General features: G+C 55.3%; 12 protein-coding genes. 6 read left to right on the top strand and 6 right to left on the bottom strand.

Annotation, left to right across the window (positions count from 1 at the left end):
- Positions 1 to 2: 2 nt before the first annotated feature.
- The 4 genes from EHV07_RS00165 to EHV07_RS00150 form a co-directional block, all read right to left on the bottom strand.
- Entirely contained in the window at positions 3 to 995 is a 993-nt protein-coding gene (locus EHV07_RS00165) for an ABC transporter permease (protein WP_147193687.1), read from the bottom strand.
- Positions 992 to 2,497: a sugar ABC transporter ATP-binding protein gene (locus tag EHV07_RS00160; RefSeq protein WP_147193685.1), complete on the bottom strand. Its 1,506-nt coding sequence runs from the start codon at positions 2,495 to 2,497 to the stop codon at positions 992 to 994. The genes EHV07_RS00165 and EHV07_RS00160 overlap by 4 nt, the downstream gene beginning before the upstream one ends.
- Before the next feature lie 851 nt (positions 2,498 to 3,348).
- Positions 3,349 to 3,966 carry a superoxide dismutase [Mn] gene (gene sodA, locus EHV07_RS00155; protein WP_147193683.1) on the bottom strand — a complete coding sequence of 206 codons (618 nt, stop codon included), beginning with the start codon at positions 3,964 to 3,966 and terminating at the stop codon, positions 3,349 to 3,351.
- A gap of 342 nt (positions 3,967 to 4,308) precedes the next feature.
- The gene (locus tag EHV07_RS00150) at positions 4,309 to 5,649 is read right to left on the bottom strand and encodes an aspartate aminotransferase family protein (RefSeq protein ID WP_147193681.1); all 1,341 of its coding nucleotides are present in this window, start codon (positions 5,647 to 5,649) and stop codon (positions 4,309 to 4,311) included.
- Between the two features lie 171 nt (positions 5,650 to 5,820).
- Between EHV07_RS00150 and EHV07_RS00145 the strand changes: the two genes are divergently transcribed.
- On the top strand, positions 5,821 to 6,597 hold the full coding sequence (locus tag EHV07_RS00145; RefSeq protein ID WP_147193679.1) for a DeoR/GlpR family DNA-binding transcription regulator: 777 nt from the start codon (positions 5,821 to 5,823) through the stop codon (positions 6,595 to 6,597).
- Here the strand turns inward: EHV07_RS00145 and fdhD are convergent.
- Complete coding sequence (gene fdhD, locus EHV07_RS00140; protein WP_147193677.1) at positions 6,594 to 7,406, bottom strand: formate dehydrogenase accessory sulfurtransferase FdhD; 813 nt, start codon at positions 7,404 to 7,406, stop codon at positions 6,594 to 6,596. The genes EHV07_RS00145 and fdhD overlap by 4 nt on opposite strands.
- A 222-nt stretch (positions 7,407 to 7,628) precedes the next feature.
- Here fdhD and fdnG point away from each other — a divergent pair, with 222 nt between their 5' ends.
- Genes fdnG through EHV07_RS00115 form a run of 5 tightly spaced genes read left to right on the top strand, consistent with a single transcriptional unit; the run spans position 7,629 to position 13,801 of the window.
- Positions 7,629 to 10,679: a formate dehydrogenase-N subunit alpha gene (fdnG, locus tag EHV07_RS00135; protein WP_147193675.1), complete on the top strand. Its 3,051-nt coding sequence runs from the start codon at positions 7,629 to 7,631 to the stop codon at positions 10,677 to 10,679.
- An 8-nt stretch (positions 10,680 to 10,687) separates the two neighbouring features.
- Positions 10,688 to 11,578 (top strand): formate dehydrogenase subunit beta, encoded by an 891-nt coding sequence (fdxH, locus tag EHV07_RS00130; protein WP_147193673.1) that lies wholly within the window; start codon positions 10,688 to 10,690, stop codon positions 11,576 to 11,578.
- Positions 11,578 to 12,198, top strand: coding sequence for a formate dehydrogenase cytochrome b556 subunit (gene fdoI / locus EHV07_RS00125; RefSeq protein WP_147193671.1), 621 nt, complete (start codon positions 11,578 to 11,580; stop codon positions 12,196 to 12,198). The genes fdxH and fdoI overlap by 1 nt, the downstream gene beginning before the upstream one ends.
- Positions 12,199 to 12,208: 10 nt before the next feature.
- Positions 12,209 to 13,135, top strand: a complete 927-nt coding sequence (fdhE, locus tag EHV07_RS00120; RefSeq protein ID WP_147193669.1) for a formate dehydrogenase accessory protein FdhE — start codon at positions 12,209 to 12,211, stop codon at positions 13,133 to 13,135.
- A gap of 54 nt (positions 13,136 to 13,189) precedes the next feature.
- A complete protein-coding gene (locus EHV07_RS00115) occupies positions 13,190 to 13,801 on the top strand; it encodes a glutathione S-transferase (RefSeq protein WP_147193667.1) in 612 nt (203 codons plus the stop codon).
- On the opposite strand, the gene EHV07_RS00110 is transcribed toward EHV07_RS00115, so the two are convergent.
- Positions 13,802 to 15,790 carry an autotransporter outer membrane beta-barrel domain-containing protein gene (locus EHV07_RS00110; RefSeq protein ID WP_147193665.1) on the bottom strand — a complete coding sequence of 663 codons (1,989 nt, stop codon included), beginning with the start codon at positions 15,788 to 15,790 and terminating at the stop codon, positions 13,802 to 13,804.
- Positions 15,791 to 15,811 lie beyond the last annotated feature (21 nt).

The raw sequence follows: 15,811 nt of genomic DNA, 5'->3' as shown, positions 1-15,811 counted from the left end.
GCTTATCGGCGCTGGATGTAAGTAATTGCCAGCGCCACAGCCAGCACCAGACCTTTAATAATATCCATCGCATAGTAAGGCACTGAAATCATGACCAGCCCGTTCTGCAACACGCCCAAAATCACCGCGCCCAATAACGTGCCCAGTGCGTTAGGTTTTCCGGATCCGCCGAGCGAAAGGCCAATCCATGCCGCCGCTACGGCATCCATCAGATAGCCACTCCCCGCGTTGACCTGTGACGAGCCAATACGTGAAGCCAGCAAAATACCGCCGAGACCCGCCAGCAGCGACGCCAGCACGTAAGCCAGCACGCGATAGCGATTGGTACGAATACCGGAAAGGCGAGCCGCCTCGGGATTGCCGCCAATGGCATACATCCGGCGACCATGTTTGGTCAGCGACAGCCCCAGTTGGGCAACAACGGTGACCACCAGCATGATGATGACGATAGTCGGTACCTGACCCAGCAGCGAAAAACCGGCGGGGATCGTTCCTTCTGCCATATCACCACTCGGCATCACCATGTTTTCTGTGATGGAGCCGCCAAAGCTGTAGGTCATCGCCACACCCTGCACGATAAACAGGCTGGCTAGCGTCGCCAGCATATCGGGAATTCTGAGGATGACGATCAGGAAGGCGTTAAATAAGCCAACCAGCGTACATAACAGTAAAGTCAGCGCGATTGCCTGCGTTGGGCCAAAGCCGTACCAGACGAACAGCGAAATCACCAGCGAATTGGCCAGCGATGCCGTGGAACCAACGGAGAGGTCAAAACCGCCAATGGTCAGCGATATTGAGACGCCAACCGCAATCACCGTCACGATGGCGATAGCACGTAAGATATTGATGATATTGGTTGGTTCAAGGAAACTGTCAGAAGCCAGACCGAATGCGGCGATCAGTACCACTACGGTCAGCAGCATCCCCCATTTATAGAGAAAGTCGTACAGATGGTGGCGTGGTGTCGCCTTCAGGGAAATTTCTTTGCTGCTCAAACAGGTGCTCCTCCGGTGGAATAAAGTAAAAGCGTTTCTTCATCTACGCTATCTGCGGCCATTTCAGCCACGATGCGACCATCCCAGAGCACGCAAATGCGATCGCACAGCCCCACCAGTTCGGCAAACTCGCCGGAGGCGTAAATCACCCCTTTCCCCTGCCGGGCTAAGCCGTCAATCAGAGCAAAAAGGTCGGTTTTAGCTTTCACATCCACGCCTTTGGTAGGCTCGTCAAAAATCAGCACGTCTGCGTCATTGCGCAGCCATTTACCGATTGCCACTTTTTGCTGATTGCCACCCGACAGGCGACGCAACGTTTGCTGTGGCCCTGTCGTACGGATCCCCAACTTTTGAATAATCTCTTCGGCCCAGCGCCAGGCTTCGCGATGGCCAAACAAGCCCCAGCGAGAAAAGCTGTTGTCGGCACTGACGCTGAGGTTCATCGCCACCGGTTCGTCGATAAAGATACCTTCTTTGCGGCGCTCTTCCGGGATAAGTGCCATACGTTGAGTTACTGCGGCATGAGGTGAAGAAGGTTTCCACGGTTTACCGTGCAGCTCGCCCGCAGTAATGCGGCTGTTACTGGCACCAAACAGCGCCTTGCAGAGTTCGCTTTTTCCCGCACCAGCCAGCCCGGCAATGCCGAGGATTTCGCCTTTGCGCAGCCTCAGCGAGATGTTGTGTAAAAGTGCATCATCATGCAGCCCTTCAATACTGAGCAGTGTTTCATGGCTAAACGGTGGGCGACGTGGCGGATAGATGTCCTGCAACGGGTGACCCAGCATTTTTTCAACAATCTGTTCGCCACTGAGCTCTGCCATCGGGCAGCTTTCAACCAGGTTGCCGTCGCGCAGCACCGTCAGCCAATCGCAAATTGCGCGGAGTTCATGAATACGGTGGGAAATAAATACCACGCCGATACCGCTGCTTTGCAAACGGCGCACTACGGCAAATAAGCGCTCGCTTTCGTGCTGATCCAGCGGCGCGGTTGGCTCATCCAGAATCAAAAAGCGGCAGTGATGGGAGAGCGCACGGGCCAGCAAAATTTGCTGTTTTTCCGCTAACGTGCAGCGATCGATGCGGCGATTAACATCCATATCGACATCCAGCTGCGCCAGCAGTGTGCGAGCCTGACGACGAATTTCACCCCAGTGATAAATTTGCCCGCCCTCAGCCAGCCGATCCAGCATGATATTTTCCGCCACGCTTAGCGTCGGAACCAATGCCGCATCCACTTCTTGCTGGACAAGATGAATCCCTAACTGCTTTGCATCCCGGGGAGAGCGAATCGACACGGGCTGGCCATCAAGCAGGATCTCGCCGCTGTAGTGGCTGTGGGCACCTGACAATACTGCCATCAACGTCGATTTTCCCGCGCCGTTGGCGCCGGTCAGCGCGTGAACGGAATGACCAGTAAGGCTGAAATCAACCTTATTAAGCGCGGTGAAGCCGCCAAAGGCGATAGAGATTTGCCGCATCTCAAGGCGATTAACCGCTGTCATAGACATTTTTCTCTGGCTAAAAGAAGGAAATGAACGCCGTATTCTTTATTGCATTATCACGGCAGGCAACGAACGAAAGGGCATAAGCTAACACAAAAACTAATTAGCCATCCAGACACCCAGACACTTAAGCATCTAAAGCCAGCCAAATCCTTTTACACAGCATAAACAAGGGGTACAAAGATTATTAACAGAATTTCACGCGGTAAGACGGTGCTTCTGGCGTAGTGTAAAAGGGGAGAATTTCAGCGAGAAAAAAAGAATGGTCATGCCGGGGAAACAAAAAAACCGCCTGAGATGGCGGTTTTTTTGTGCTGCTCCGGTTAGCGGCCTTTGCAGCAGAACTCTGTGTCAATACAACACAAGCGCGTCCCCGCGGCGAAATATTCAGCTTAATTTGATTTAAAGTCAAGATTAGAGCAGTTTATTTTGCCTATTATTTCGCCGGGCCCTTCCGCCATCTTAGCAAATGGGCACCGGTTTCCAGGGAGGGATGTCCAGTGGCCGTAAATGCAAGCGCATCCCCGTGCTTGTTTTCACGGTAGCATCACCGGTGGTATTACCGTGAAGCGGTCTGTGCAAGGACCGCACAATGAAACGGTACTTTTGTATTGTGCTCGTTGTATCTGGCACGCTGTGGTCAACCGGGAGCGGGAAATGGGAAATATCCCACAACACGTTCGCGATCACCATTAACGTGGCAGGCAAGTAGCCAGGTAACCGCCCTTCTGGGCGGTTCCTTCAGCGCTAAGCTAAAAATGCCCTCTGCTGAAGTAAACCCGGATGATGTACCCGCGAAAAAAAACCGACGAACAAAGTTCGTCGGTTTAGCATCACAAAAGTGACAGGAATTATTTTGCAGCAGAGAAACGGGCTGCTGCTTCGTCCCAGTTAACCACTTCCCAGAACGCTTTGATGTAGTCAGGGCGTTTGTTCTGATATTTCAGGTAGTAAGCATGTTCCCACACGTCCAGACCCACGATTGGGGTGCCGGATGCGCCAGAAATTGCTTCACCCATCAGCGGGCTGTCCTGGTTTGCAGTAGAGACTACCGCCAGCTTGTCGCCTTTTTTAACCAGCCACGCCCAGCCTGAACCGAAACGGGTTGCGGCTGCTTTTTCGAATTCAGCTTTGAAAGCATCAACGCTACCAAAATCTTTCTCGATAGCCGCTTTCAGATCGCCGCTCAGCGTGGTGCCGGTTTTCAGGCCTTTCCAGAAGAAGCTGTGGTTAGCGTGGCCGCCCGCGTTGTTACGCAGCACGGTTTTTTTATCAGCAGGAACCTGATCCAGTTTGGTGATCAGCTCTTCAACTGGCAGGCTTGCAAATTCGGTACCTTCCAGCGCGGCGTTAGCGTTGTTAACGTAGGTCTGGTGGTGTTTGGTGTGATGGATTTCCATCGTCTGCTTGTCGAAATGCGGTTCCAGTGCGTCGTATGCGTAAGGCAAGGATGGCAGTGAATAACTCATGTTCATCATCTCCATTAAGGGTGGGCGGGGGCTATGCAGCCCCGCGTAAGCAGTCGGATCATTATAGTTAAATAAATGATCTGGAAAAGGGTTATCAATGCCCCGTTGTTTATAAGGCTATTACAGGCAGCAGGCATGCAGCCCGCGTTAGAACCATCTTCTCTCAGCACAGACCGAAACGGTATAAGCTCGTTCAGCGCGGGAACGCCTTCGCCGCTGAACGCCGTTACCTGCCTGTGGTTCCCTTTTGGCATAAGGGTGGCGGCTGCCGTTACCGGCGGCGAGCAAGCCGCCGGGAGACGTTCGCGAGCACTCCTGGCGCAGCCATCTCCAACAGGATACTTAACGAACCAATGCGCTCAATGATTTATCCAGCGCGCCCACCAGCCAGTCAATATCGCTTTCCTGGAACGCTAGCGGCGGGCGCAGTTTCAGCACGTTGCCGTACGGCCCGGCCACCGAAGTCAGCACACGATTTTCCCGCAGCTTTTCAGTGACATCCAGCGCCAGCTGTTTGTTAGGGGTTTTACTGGCTTTATCCGTCACCAGCTCAAAGCCAATAAACAGGCCCGCGCCACGCACATCGCCCACGCATTCGTATTTCTCTTTCAGCGTCAGTAATTCTTTCAGCAATTTTTCGCCGACCACGCGGCTGTGTTCCTGTAACCCTTCTTCTTTAATGACCTTCAGCACTGCCTGAGCGGCAGCCATGGCTACCGGGTTGCCACCAAAGGTATTGAAGTAAGGAATATCGTCGCTGAACGCCGCCAGCACGTCGCTTTTCGCCAACAGTGCGGAAACCGGAATGCCGTTACCCATTGGTTTACCGGTGGTGACGATATCCGGCACGACGTCATGGCGGGCAAAGCCCCAGAATGCTTCACCGGTGCGGGCAAAGCCTGGCTGCACCTCATCGGCAATAAAGATGCCGCCGTTTTTATGCACCACATCGACAGCCTGTTGCAAAAAGCCTTTTGGCCCCGGCAGCACGCCGTCGGAAGAGAAAATTGAATCCGCCAGGAAACCGGCAAACTTAATGCCTTTCGCCGCCATATCATCGATCTGCTTCTGGATTTCATTGGCAAACCACGCCCCCAGATCCGGCGCAGTAACGCGATAGCGATCGGGCGGAGAAACCAGGCGCGTCGTCGCGGCCAGCGGCTGTCCAGAACCCAGCGCGGGCGAAACGCCCGAGGTCAGATCGCTGGTGCCGTGATAGGCTTCCTGGCTGACAATAATGCCGGTGCCACCGCTGTACGCCCTGGCCACGCGAATGGCCAGATCGTTAGCTTCTGAACCGGTGCACATATACATCGCGCGGTCGATTTCACCGGGCATCGTTGCCAGCAGCTCTTCTGAATAATCGAGAATACGCTCGTGCAGATAACGGGTGTGAGTATTCAGCTGCTGCATCTGCTGGTAAACCGCGTCTGTCACTGCCGGATGGCAATGGCCAATGCTGGCAACGTTATTGTAGGCATCGAGATATTTATCGCCCGCCGCATCCCACAAATACTGGGCCTCGCCCCGAACCAGATGGACCGGCTTGCGATAGAACAGACGATAGGATTCACCCAGCACTTTGCTGCGTTTGTCGGTCAGTTTGCGCACATCGGCGTCGAGCCCTGAAGCGTGCTCGGCGCGAAAGCTGTTGGTGTCCATGATGGTCGAACGTGTAGCCATGATAACTCCCGTTACGATAAAGAAAATGGAGGCCGCGATGGCCCTCTGATTTTTATCATGGCAACTTTTGGCAAAAATGCAACTAAATACACAAACGCAATAAAATACACATGCACAACGAAACGTTCTCGGTTAGGCTAGTGCCCATCTTGTCTGGTTAAGGAAAGAAAAATGCTTCAGGAAACGCGACTTCATCGTATTCGTGCGCTGCTGACCACGCTCAGCCATGTCAGTACGGAACGGATTATCAGAGAGTTAGGTATTTCGCGTGAAACGGCCAGAAGAGACATTATCGAGCTGGAAGCGCTGGGCGTCGCGCGTCGCGTCCATGGCGGTTTGATTGCTATCGATGCTGAGCCAGAACCGCCGCTGACCGTCCGTAGCGAGGTGCGCGCTCGTGAAAAACTCGCTATCGCTCGTGCGGCGGCGCAGTTGCTGAAGCCCGGTCAGACGCTGTTTATGGATGCGGGCAGCACAACGACGATGCTGGCCGGGGAGCTCTGCACTATGTCCGGTCTGACAATTATCACCAACAGCCTGCATGCCGCGCTGAAGCTTTCCGCGGCGGAAGAAAATGTGCCGCTGAATAATTCCATTATCCTGCTTGGTGGCAATATGCAGGCCGGCGCGCAGGAAACGCGGGGCGAGTTAACCGTTGGGGAAATTCACCGTTTCCGTGCCGATGTCGCGATGATGTCGCCAGTGGGTATCGACAGTAAAAATGGTGCCAGCAGTTTCCATCCGCACGAAGCCGCTATTGCCCGTGCCATGGCGGCACAGGCTACCCAGCTGGTTCTGCTGGCCGATCACAGCAAGCTTGGCCTGACCAGCCGGATGAACTATGCCGCTATTGAACAGGTGACCACGCTGGTGACCGACAGCGGCGCGACGGCGCTTCCCGCTTTCAGCGCGCTGGAAAAGATGCTGCCGCATATCGTCGTGGCCTAAACCAATCTCTGCGGATGCGTATATACCGTGGCGCGTCCCGGCTTACTGAAGCCGACCAGCGTCAAGTTGGTGCGTTGAGCCACCTCCACGGCGAGTCGGGTTGCGGCGGAGACAGCGAACAGGATCTCCACGCCGCACATGGCGGATTTCTGTACCATCTCATAGCTGGCCCGGCTGGAAACCAGCACTGCGCCCTGCTGCCAGCCGGTTTGCTGACTGCGCTGTCCAAGCAGCTTATCCAGCGCCACGTGCCGCCCTACGTCCTCGCAGCCGCCCGCCAGATTGCCATCGGGCATCATCCATGCCGCTGCATGCGTACAGCCCGTCAGTTGGCCAACGGGTTGGTAATTTTTCAGCTGGGCTAGCGCCTCATCCAATCGGTCTACTGCAAACGTCTGGGTAAACGGCAACGGCTGAACGGGCTTACCGATTTCGGCCAGCTGTTCCACGCCACACACGCCACAGCCGGTGCGGCCAGCCATCGCACGGCGCTGCTCTTTTAGCCCCATAAACCGCCGGCTGGAAAGCTCCACCTGCACTTCAATGCCGCCGCAGGAAGGCTGGATATCAATGCCGTAGATGTCATCAGGCGAAGCAATAATGCCTTCTGATAAAGAAAAACCCAGCGCGAATGCCTCCAGATCTTTTGGCGTGGCCATCATCACCACGTGGGAGATGCCGTTGTAAACCAGCGCAACAGGCACTTCATCTGCCAGCCAGTCATCTTTTGCCACGTCCAGCGTATTACGCTGCCAGACCTGCGCCCGACTCAGCCCGCTTAACGTCGGGTTTTTATCAAATTCACTCATTTTGCTCACCTGGCACGTTGATCTTCAAACGGGATGATCATGCTGCGCCATGTTGGCACTGAAAACACCCAATCCCCCTCTGCAGGAGAATACCCGTTCCTGGCCAAAAGAAGTATTTTGCGCCGCAAAAAAGGTTAAAAAGCGCCCTTTATGATCCATATCAATTTCATCACTTTTCAGCCTGCTACTTTGCGCGCTCATGGAATGAAAGGTGGGCCATAAATGCAAATGAACAGACGCAGTTTTTTTAAGATCTGTGCAGGCGGAATGGCGGGAACGTCTCTCGCTTTGCTCGGTTTTTCGCCGGTAACGGCAACAGCCGCTATTCGTGAAAACAAACTTCTTCGCAGTAAAGAAACCCGAAATAACTGCACTTACTGCTCTGTAGGCTGCGGCATGCTGATTTACAGTCTCGGCGACGGTGCTAAAAATGCTATTTCCACGATCTACCATATTGAAGGCGATCCCGATCATCCGGTCAGTCGCGGCTCGCTGTGTCCGAAGGGCGCAGGCGTACTAGATTACATCCACAGCGACCAGCGGCTGAAATACCCGGAATACCGTGCGCCCGGCTCCGACCGCTGGCAGCGCATTAGCTGGGAAGACGCGTTCAATCGTATCGCCCGGCTGATGAAGGATGACCGCGACGCTAATTTCCAGATCAAAAACGCGGCGGGCACCACGGTAAACCGCTGGCTGACTACCGGCATGCTCTGCTCTTCTGCCGCCAGTAATGAAACCGGCCTGCTGGACCAGAAGTTTGCCCGCGCGCTGGGCATGCTGGCGATTGATAATCAGGCGCGACTTTGTCACGGCTCTACCGTTGCGGCGCTGGCACCCAGTTTTGGCCGTGGCGCCATGACCAATAACTGGAACGATATCAAAAACGCCAACGTCATTCTGATTATGGGTGGCAACCCTGCTGAAGCCCATCCGGTTGGCTTCAAGTGGGTGATCGAAGCCAAAATTCATAATGGCGCGCAGGTGATTGTTGTCGATCCTCGCTTCAATCGCTCAGCTGCCGTTGCCGATATGTATGCTCCCATCCGCGCCGGAAGCGATGCCGCTTTTTTGATGGGCGTGGTCAATTATCTGCTTGAATACCAGCAGGTACAGCTTGAATACGTGAAGGCTTTTACCAACGCGGCTCTCATTGTCAGCGAAGGATATGGATTTCAGGATGGGCTTTTCAGTGGCTATGACGAGGCCACCCGCCAGTATGATAAAACCGGCTGGCACTACGAGATGGATGCAGACGGTTACGCAAAACGCGATGATACGCTGGCCCATCCACGCTGCGTCTGGAATTTGCTGAAAACCCATGCCAGTCGCTACACGCCCGCGCTGGTAAATCGTATTTGCGGCACCCCGGAAGACGATTTCCTGCGGATTTGTCAGCAGCTGGCCGCCACCAGCGTGCCCAACCGTACTGCCAGCATTCTCTATGCGCTTGGCTGGACCCATCATTCCAACGGCTCGCAAATTATCCGGGCGGCGGCAATGGTCCAGCTACTGCTCGGCAACATTGGCATGATCGGCGGCGGTATTAACGCGCTTCGCGGGCATTCCAACGTGCAGGGTTTTACCGATTTAGGGCTGCTGTCGCAAAGCCTGCCAGGCTATCTGATGTTGCCATCAGAGCATCAAACCTCTCTGGAAAGCTATTTACAGCAGGCTACGCCTGTTGAGGCATTACCGGGCCAGGTCAACTACTGGCAACACACGCCGAAGTTCTTCATCAGCCTGATGAAAAGCTTTTATGGCGACAATGCGCAGAAAGAAAACGGTTGGGGGTTTGACTGGCTGCCAAAGTGGGATAAAAACTACGACTGCCTGACGCAGGCCGAAATGATGACCGAAGGAAAATTCAACGGCTACATCGTCCAGGGCTTTAACCCGCTGGCTGCCTTCCCGGATAAAAACAAAGCCTCCCGCGCTTTTTCCCAACTGAAATATATGGTGGTTATCGATCCGCTCAGTACCGAAACGGCCAGCTTCTGGCAGCCTCACGGTGAGTTTAACGACGTCGACCCGGCGCAAATCCAGACCGAAGTGTTCCGTCTGCCCTCCTCCTGTTTTGCGGAAGAAGACGGATCGGTCGCCAATTCGTCCCGCTGTTTACAGTGGCACCAGGCGGCGGCCAGTCCGCCAGGCGAGGCGCTGCACGACGGTAAGATCTTGGGGAATATTTTCCTGCGCCTGCGCGAGCTTTATCGTCAGGAAGGGGGGACCGCGCCAGAGCCGCTGTTAGCCATGAGCTGGGACTACACCAACCTGTGGTCGCCTGCTTCTGAAGAGGTCGCCATGGAAAACAACGGCAAAGCGCTGGCCGATATCGTTGATGAACATGGCAGGCTGGTGCTGAAAAAGGGTCAGCAGCTCAGCTCCTTTGCCGAACTGCGGGACGATGGCACAACCGCCAGTGCCTGCTGGATTTATGCCGGAAGCTGGACCGCCGCAGGCAACCAGATGGCAAGACGCGATAACGCCGATCCGTCAGGACTGGGCGCAGCAAACGGCTGGGCATGGGCATGGCCGCTCAACCGACGTATTCTCTACAACCGCGCCTCCGCCGATCCGCAGGGTAAAGCCTGGGATCCGCAGCGCACGCTGATTGAGTGGAACGGGCAACGCTGGGAAGGCATTGACGTGCCCGATTATCCGTTAACTACGCCGCCAGAGCAGAAAGTGGGGCCGTTTATCATGCTGCCGGACGGCATGGGGCATTTGTTTGCGCTGGATAAACTCATTGATGGGCCGTTCCCCGAGCATTACGAACCTTCAGAAAGCCCGACCGGGAACAACGCCCTGCATCCTGAGGTGGTTTACAGTCCGGTAGCACGGCTGTTCCATGCCGATGCGCTGGCGCTGGGACGCGCCGACCAGTTCCCCTATGTAGCCACAACCTATTCCATTACCGAGCTTTTCCGTCACTGGACTAAACATGCCTTACTGAACGCCATTGCTCAGCCCGAGCAGTTTATTGAGATCGGCACGGAGCTGGCAGAAGAAAAAGGCATCAGGGTGGGAGATTCAGTAAAAGTCAGTTCGCAGCGTGGCTACATCAAAGCCAAAGCGGTAGTGACAAAACGCCTGCGCAGGTTACTTATCGATGGCAAAACGGTCGATACCATTGGTATTCCGTGCCACTGGGGCTTTGAAGGCGCGGCAAAGCAAGGATTTCTGGCCAACACCCTGACGCCTTCGGTCGGCGACGCTAACTCGCAAACACCCGAATATAAAGCGTTTTTGGTTAACGTCGAAAGGATTTGAGGAAACTTATGTCACTGCAAACGCAAAATATTCTTCGGCGATCGGCCACCAACAGCGCAACGCCCGCGCCACGCGCCAGAGACCACCAGCAGGAAGTGGCGAAACTGATTGATGTCACTACCTGTATCGGCTGCAAAGCCTGTCAGGTCGCCTGCTCCGAGTGGAACGACATTCGTGATGAGGTCGGACACAACGTCGGCATTTATGATAACCCTACCGATCTGACGGCCAAATCCTGGACGGTCATGCGCTTTTCGGAAGTGGAAGAACAGGGCAGACTTGAGTGGCTTATCCGCAAAGATGGCTGCATGCACTGTGCCGATCCGGGCTGTCTGAAGGCCTGTCCGGCAGAAGGCGCAATCATTCAGTACGCCAACGGCATTGTCGATTTTCAGTCGGAACACTGCATTGGCTGCGGCTACTGTATTGCAGGCTGTCCGTTTAACGTGCCACGCCTGAATAAAGAGGATAACCGCGCCTATAAATGCACGCTGTGCGTCGATCGTGTCACCGTTGGGCAAGAGCCTGCCTGTGTGAAGACCTGCCCGACAGGCGCTATTCATTTCGGCAGCAAGGCCGATATGCACCAGCTTGCGGCTGGCCGGGTGAGCGAACTGCAAAGCCGGGGCTACGATCGTGCCGGGCTGTACGATCCCGCAGGCGTTGGCGGCACGCACGTGATGTATGTACTGCATCATGCTGATAAGCCAGAGCTTTATCATGGCCTGCCCGCGAATCCCTGCATCAGTCCGGCCGTTACTTTCTGGAAAGGCATCTGGAAACCGCTTGCCGCCATCGGTTTTGCCGCGACTTTTGCCGCCAGCGTATTTCATTACGTCGGCATTGGGCCAAACCGGGTGGAAGAAGAGGAAGAACCCCATGACAAGGAGACGCATTAATGAAGATCCAGCGCTACAATGCAACAGAAAGGCTCAACCACTGGCTGATGGCCATTTGCTTTGTCTTCGCCGCCCTGAGCGGGCTGGGGTTTTTCTTTCCTTCGTTTAACTGGCTGCTGAATATACTCGGGACGCCTCAGCTGGCGCGCATTCTTCACCCTTTTGTCGGGGTAACGATGTTCATCGCTTTTCTGCCGATGTTCTTTCGCTACTGGCGGCACAATTTGCCCGACCGTGAGGATCTGGTCTGGGCAAAAAATATTCATAAAATTGCGCAAAACGAGGAAGTGGGCGATACCGGACGCTATAATTTCGGACAGAAGTGCGTATTCTGGGCAGCTATCGGTACTTTACTGTTGCTGCTGGCAAGCGGTATCGTTATCTGGCGGCCCTGGTTTGCCGACGCGTTTGCCATCCCGGTTATTCGCGTTGCGCTGCTGGTGCATTCTGTCGCTGCCGCAGCGCTGATCATCGTCATTATGGTTCATATCTATGCCGCTCTGTGGGTGAAAGGAACCTTGACCGCGATGGTAGAAGGCTGGGTTACAACCACATGGGCGAAAAAGCACCACCCACGCTGGTATCGCGCCGTTCGCGAACAGCAGAAGCGACCGAAATAACAGGATCCCCATGAGCATTCGCATAATCCCGCAGGCCGGGCTGGCAACAAGCGAAGAAACCGCGGCGGAGATGATCCCGCCGTTACTTTTTCCCAGGCTGAAAAATCTGTATTCCCGGCGCGCTGCCCGGCTTCGTCAGCTGGCGGAGAAAAATCCGCTGGGTGACTACCTGCGTTTTGCCGCCGTCGTCGCCAGTGCTCAGGAAATTGTGCTGTACGATCATCCGCTACAGATGGATCTGCACGCCCGCCTGGTGGAAACCGCCGCGAGCGGGAAACCGCCGCTGGATATTCATCTGCTCCCGCGCGATCCGCACTGGCAGCGGCTACTGCACTCGCTGATTGCCGAAATGAAGCCGGAAATGACCGGCCAGGCGCTGGCCGTGCTGGAGAATTTGGAAAAGGCTTCCGCCACGGAGTTGGAAGCAATGGCTTCCGCGCTGTTTGCCGATGACTTTGCTCAGGTCAGCAGCGACAAATCACCGTTTATCTGGGCAGCGCTCTCCCTTTACTGGGCACAGATGGCAGCGCTGATCCCCGGTAAAGCGCGGGCTGAGCCAGGCGAACAGCGCCAGTTCTGTCCGGTTTGCGGCAGCGTCCCGGTCGCCAGCGTCATTCATATGGCCACGCAACAAGGCGGCTTACGCTATCTGCACTGCAACCTTTGCGAAAGCGAATGGCACGTGGTGCGGGCCAAATGCAGCAACTGCGAACAAACGCGGGATCTGCATTACTGGTCGCTGGACAGCGAAACCGCCGCCGTTAAAGCAGAAAGCTGCGGTGACTGCGGCACCTACCTGAAAATGCTCTATCAGGAAAAAGATCCCGCGGTCGAGCCGGTTGCTGACGACCTCGCCTCGCTGGTACTGGATGCCCGCATGGAGCAGGAAGGCTTTTCACGTAGCAGCCTGAATCCTTTCCTGTTTCCTGGAGAATGACTCACTGAATACTATTCCGCCGGCCAGATCCGGCGAAAAGAGGGAAATCGCGCAATGAAATTAATCGGCAGTTACACCAGCCCTTTTGTCCGGAAAATTTCCGTTATTCTGTTGGAAAAAGGCATTACGTTTGAATTTATTAACGAATCGCCATGGACCGATGAAAGCCAGGTACCGCAGTTTAATCCACTGGGCAAAATTCCGGCGCTGATTACCGCACCGGATGAAATCTGGTATGACTCTCATATCATTGCTGCTTATCTGGAACAGCTGGATATCGCCCCTGCACTGCTGCCGCGAGAAAAACTGGCCGCGCTGAAAGTCCAGCAGCTGGAAGCGCTGGCCGATGGTATTGGCGATGCGGCAGTGATCCTGCTGCGCGAACAGATGCGTCCGCCGGAGCTGCAAATGGAAAGTCAGCTGCTGCGCCAGCGCGAGAAAATTTTACGTGGTCTGGATGCGCTGGAGAAAGAAGCGGCCAAAGGCATTACGCTGAACAGTGAAAAGCTGAACGTCGCGGATATTGCCACTGCCTGCCTGATAGGCTTTTTGAATTTCCGCCGCGTTATTCCTAACTGGTGTGTGGATCGTCCGGCGCTGATCAGGCTGGCGGAAAAAATGTTTGAACGCGAAAGCTTTGCCCGCACCGTGCCTCCAACTACGTGATTAAAAGCGGGCGCTGACGCCAAGGTTATACATAAACTGTTCGCCAGTACTCAGTCCGCCCGTTTGAGAGACAGAAGCGAATGCCGCCACGCTATCTCCCAACGGCATGTGCGCGCCAACGGTGACATCGACCCAGTTGCTGTCCTGATTGGCAGAGTCGCGGGTAAAGGCGGTCTGGGTCGATTTCAGCCCGCCTCCGGCCCGCCAGACGTTATCACCAAACTGATGGTTGTAACTCACTTCCGCCCAGGGATTAAACCAGCCCAGGCTGGAATCAACACGCCAGCCCAGCGCACCGATTTGCGAATGATAATTCTGATCGTCAAAGCGCATCGCGGTGCTGCTGGCTCCCTGTTCCCGATAGCCGTCAACCGAGCTGTAATCCAGCGCATATTGCGCTATGGGGCCGGTAGTTAACAGCGATCCAACAGGAAAATCCCAGCCAGTTGTGATGCGCGCGCCCAGCTGCGTGCCATCCGTTTCGCCTTTTTCTGTTCGCGTTGCCGGGCCAATTTTGACGGTACGTTTGATGTCATCGAAGTTTGCCGACGCGTAGTGCGCATCCGCGTTAACCCAGCCGTTATCAAAAAAAGCGAGTTCGCTGTAGGCCGACAGCAGCCAGCCCCGCATCTTATAGTCATAGCGTGGCGTGGGATGCTGACTGTCATTCGATGCGGAAACCAGCCCGCCTACAAGCCAGTTATCTGTCAGTTTGTAATCCACGCCCAGCGTCAGATTATGGCTGGTTGCATTGCCCTCTCCCGCGGCAAGATTACCGGCATAGTCATCATGCTGGCCCGCGTAGCCGCCAAAAACATTCAGCGAGCCCTGCGGATTAGCGCTGTGTCGCTGCTGCTGTAAATGACCGTCGAGCGTGGCCCGGGCATCTCGTGACATGGCCAGCGTGGCCTGATTCAGCGCCACAACCTGGGCAGGGGCGTCGAGCACTGACTGAATATAATCGGCAATCAGCTGATGCGTGGAGGGGCCGGGATGCAACCCGTCGGCAAAAAGGTAAGCCTGTTCGCTGGCAAAACCGGGCGTGCTGGCACCGCAGACCGCTGCCGAGACGCCAGGCGGACAAGCCATCCCGGCGGTATTCGTTAACCCGTAACCCGCAGGATCGCTGAGAATTTCGTTGAACAACCCGTTAATGTCTACGCGCACGATATTTCCGCTCAGCTGTGCCAGCTGGCTCTCCTCCTGCTGGTTATAGCTGTCTGTTAACGCGCTCGCCTGGCTGCTCAGCGTTTGCCAGGCTTCATAGAGCTGGCTGGCTATCGCCTGCTGTACCAGCGACACAGAACTTGCCTGTCCGGCGGCGGCATAAAGCGCCTGATAGATGGCCTGATTACGGCTAGCCTGGCTCAGGGTGGTCTGGCTGTTAAGCGAGGTAAAGGCGGCAGCAAGCGCCGCGTCGGCCACGGGTGCCAGCCCAACCTGAATCACCGCCTCAAGCAAGGCGGGCGACGCGCCAATATTGGGCACCGTAGGCACAATGACCGCTCCCGCTCCCGCCGCCAGCAGCGTTTGTACCTGGCCGGCAGCGGCAAAAGCGCTGGTGCTAACTATCCCTTCTGCGGCCAGCGGATTCAGCACAGCGGCAGCCAAATCGTTACCGCCAATCCAGTGAATATAGAGCCCGTCCGCATCGGCCCGTCCATTGCTGGCGGCAAGGTAAGCGCTAACCTGGTCTGCGGTATTATCGACAGGATTGATTTGGGCAGTCGCGGTCGAATTGCCCGCGGCATAGTTAGTTCCGCCGGAATCGGAAGCGCGTAAAGAGAGATTGATTTTTTCAGCCAGTATCTCATCATACAAAGGATGAATATTGCTATCCCAGGTATAACGGCCATTATTACCGCTGTCGCTTAAGCTGTCGCCAAAGACATAAAGCTGGTCCCAACTTAAAGCAGGATGAATCGAACCCAGATAGCAGATAATCCACGCCGCTGTGAAAGCGCGTGTAGCCAGACGTTTCTTTGACATACAACGACTCCAGAAAAGAGC

This window comes from Pantoea sp. CCBC3-3-1, from assembly GCF_007981265.1.
Classification (GTDB): domain Bacteria; phylum Pseudomonadota; class Gammaproteobacteria; order Enterobacterales; family Enterobacteriaceae; genus Erwinia.
This window is presented reverse-complemented; position numbering and strand designations above follow the sequence as displayed.

Coding starts and splice junctions, on each gene's coding strand:
- EHV07_RS00145 (WP_147193679.1), top strand. CDS start 5,821: ATGCTTCAGGAAACGCGACTTCATCGTATTCGTGCGCTGCTGACCACG.
- EHV07_RS00115 (WP_147193667.1), top strand. CDS start 13,190: ATGAAATTAATCGGCAGTTACACCAGCCCTTTTGTCCGGAAAATTTCC.
- sodA (WP_147193683.1), bottom strand. CDS start 3,966: ATGAGTTATTCACTGCCATCCTTGCCTTACGCATACGACGCACTGGAA.
- fdnG (WP_147193675.1), top strand. CDS start 7,629: ATGCAAATGAACAGACGCAGTTTTTTTAAGATCTGTGCAGGCGGAATG.
- fdoI (WP_147193671.1), top strand. CDS start 11,578: ATGAAGATCCAGCGCTACAATGCAACAGAAAGGCTCAACCACTGGCTG.
- fdhE (WP_147193669.1), top strand. CDS start 12,209: ATGAGCATTCGCATAATCCCGCAGGCCGGGCTGGCAACAAGCGAAGAA.
- fdhD (WP_147193677.1), bottom strand. CDS start 7,406: ATGAGTGAATTTGATAAAAACCCGACGTTAAGCGGGCTGAGTCGGGCG.
- fdxH (WP_147193673.1), top strand. CDS start 10,688: ATGTCACTGCAAACGCAAAATATTCTTCGGCGATCGGCCACCAACAGC.
- EHV07_RS00110 (WP_147193665.1), bottom strand. CDS start 15,790: ATGTCAAAGAAACGTCTGGCTACACGCGCTTTCACAGCGGCGTGGATT.
- EHV07_RS00150 (WP_147193681.1), bottom strand. CDS start 5,649: ATGGCTACACGTTCGACCATCATGGACACCAACAGCTTTCGCGCCGAG.
- EHV07_RS00160 (WP_147193685.1), bottom strand. CDS start 2,497: ATGACAGCGGTTAATCGCCTTGAGATGCGGCAAATCTCTATCGCCTTT.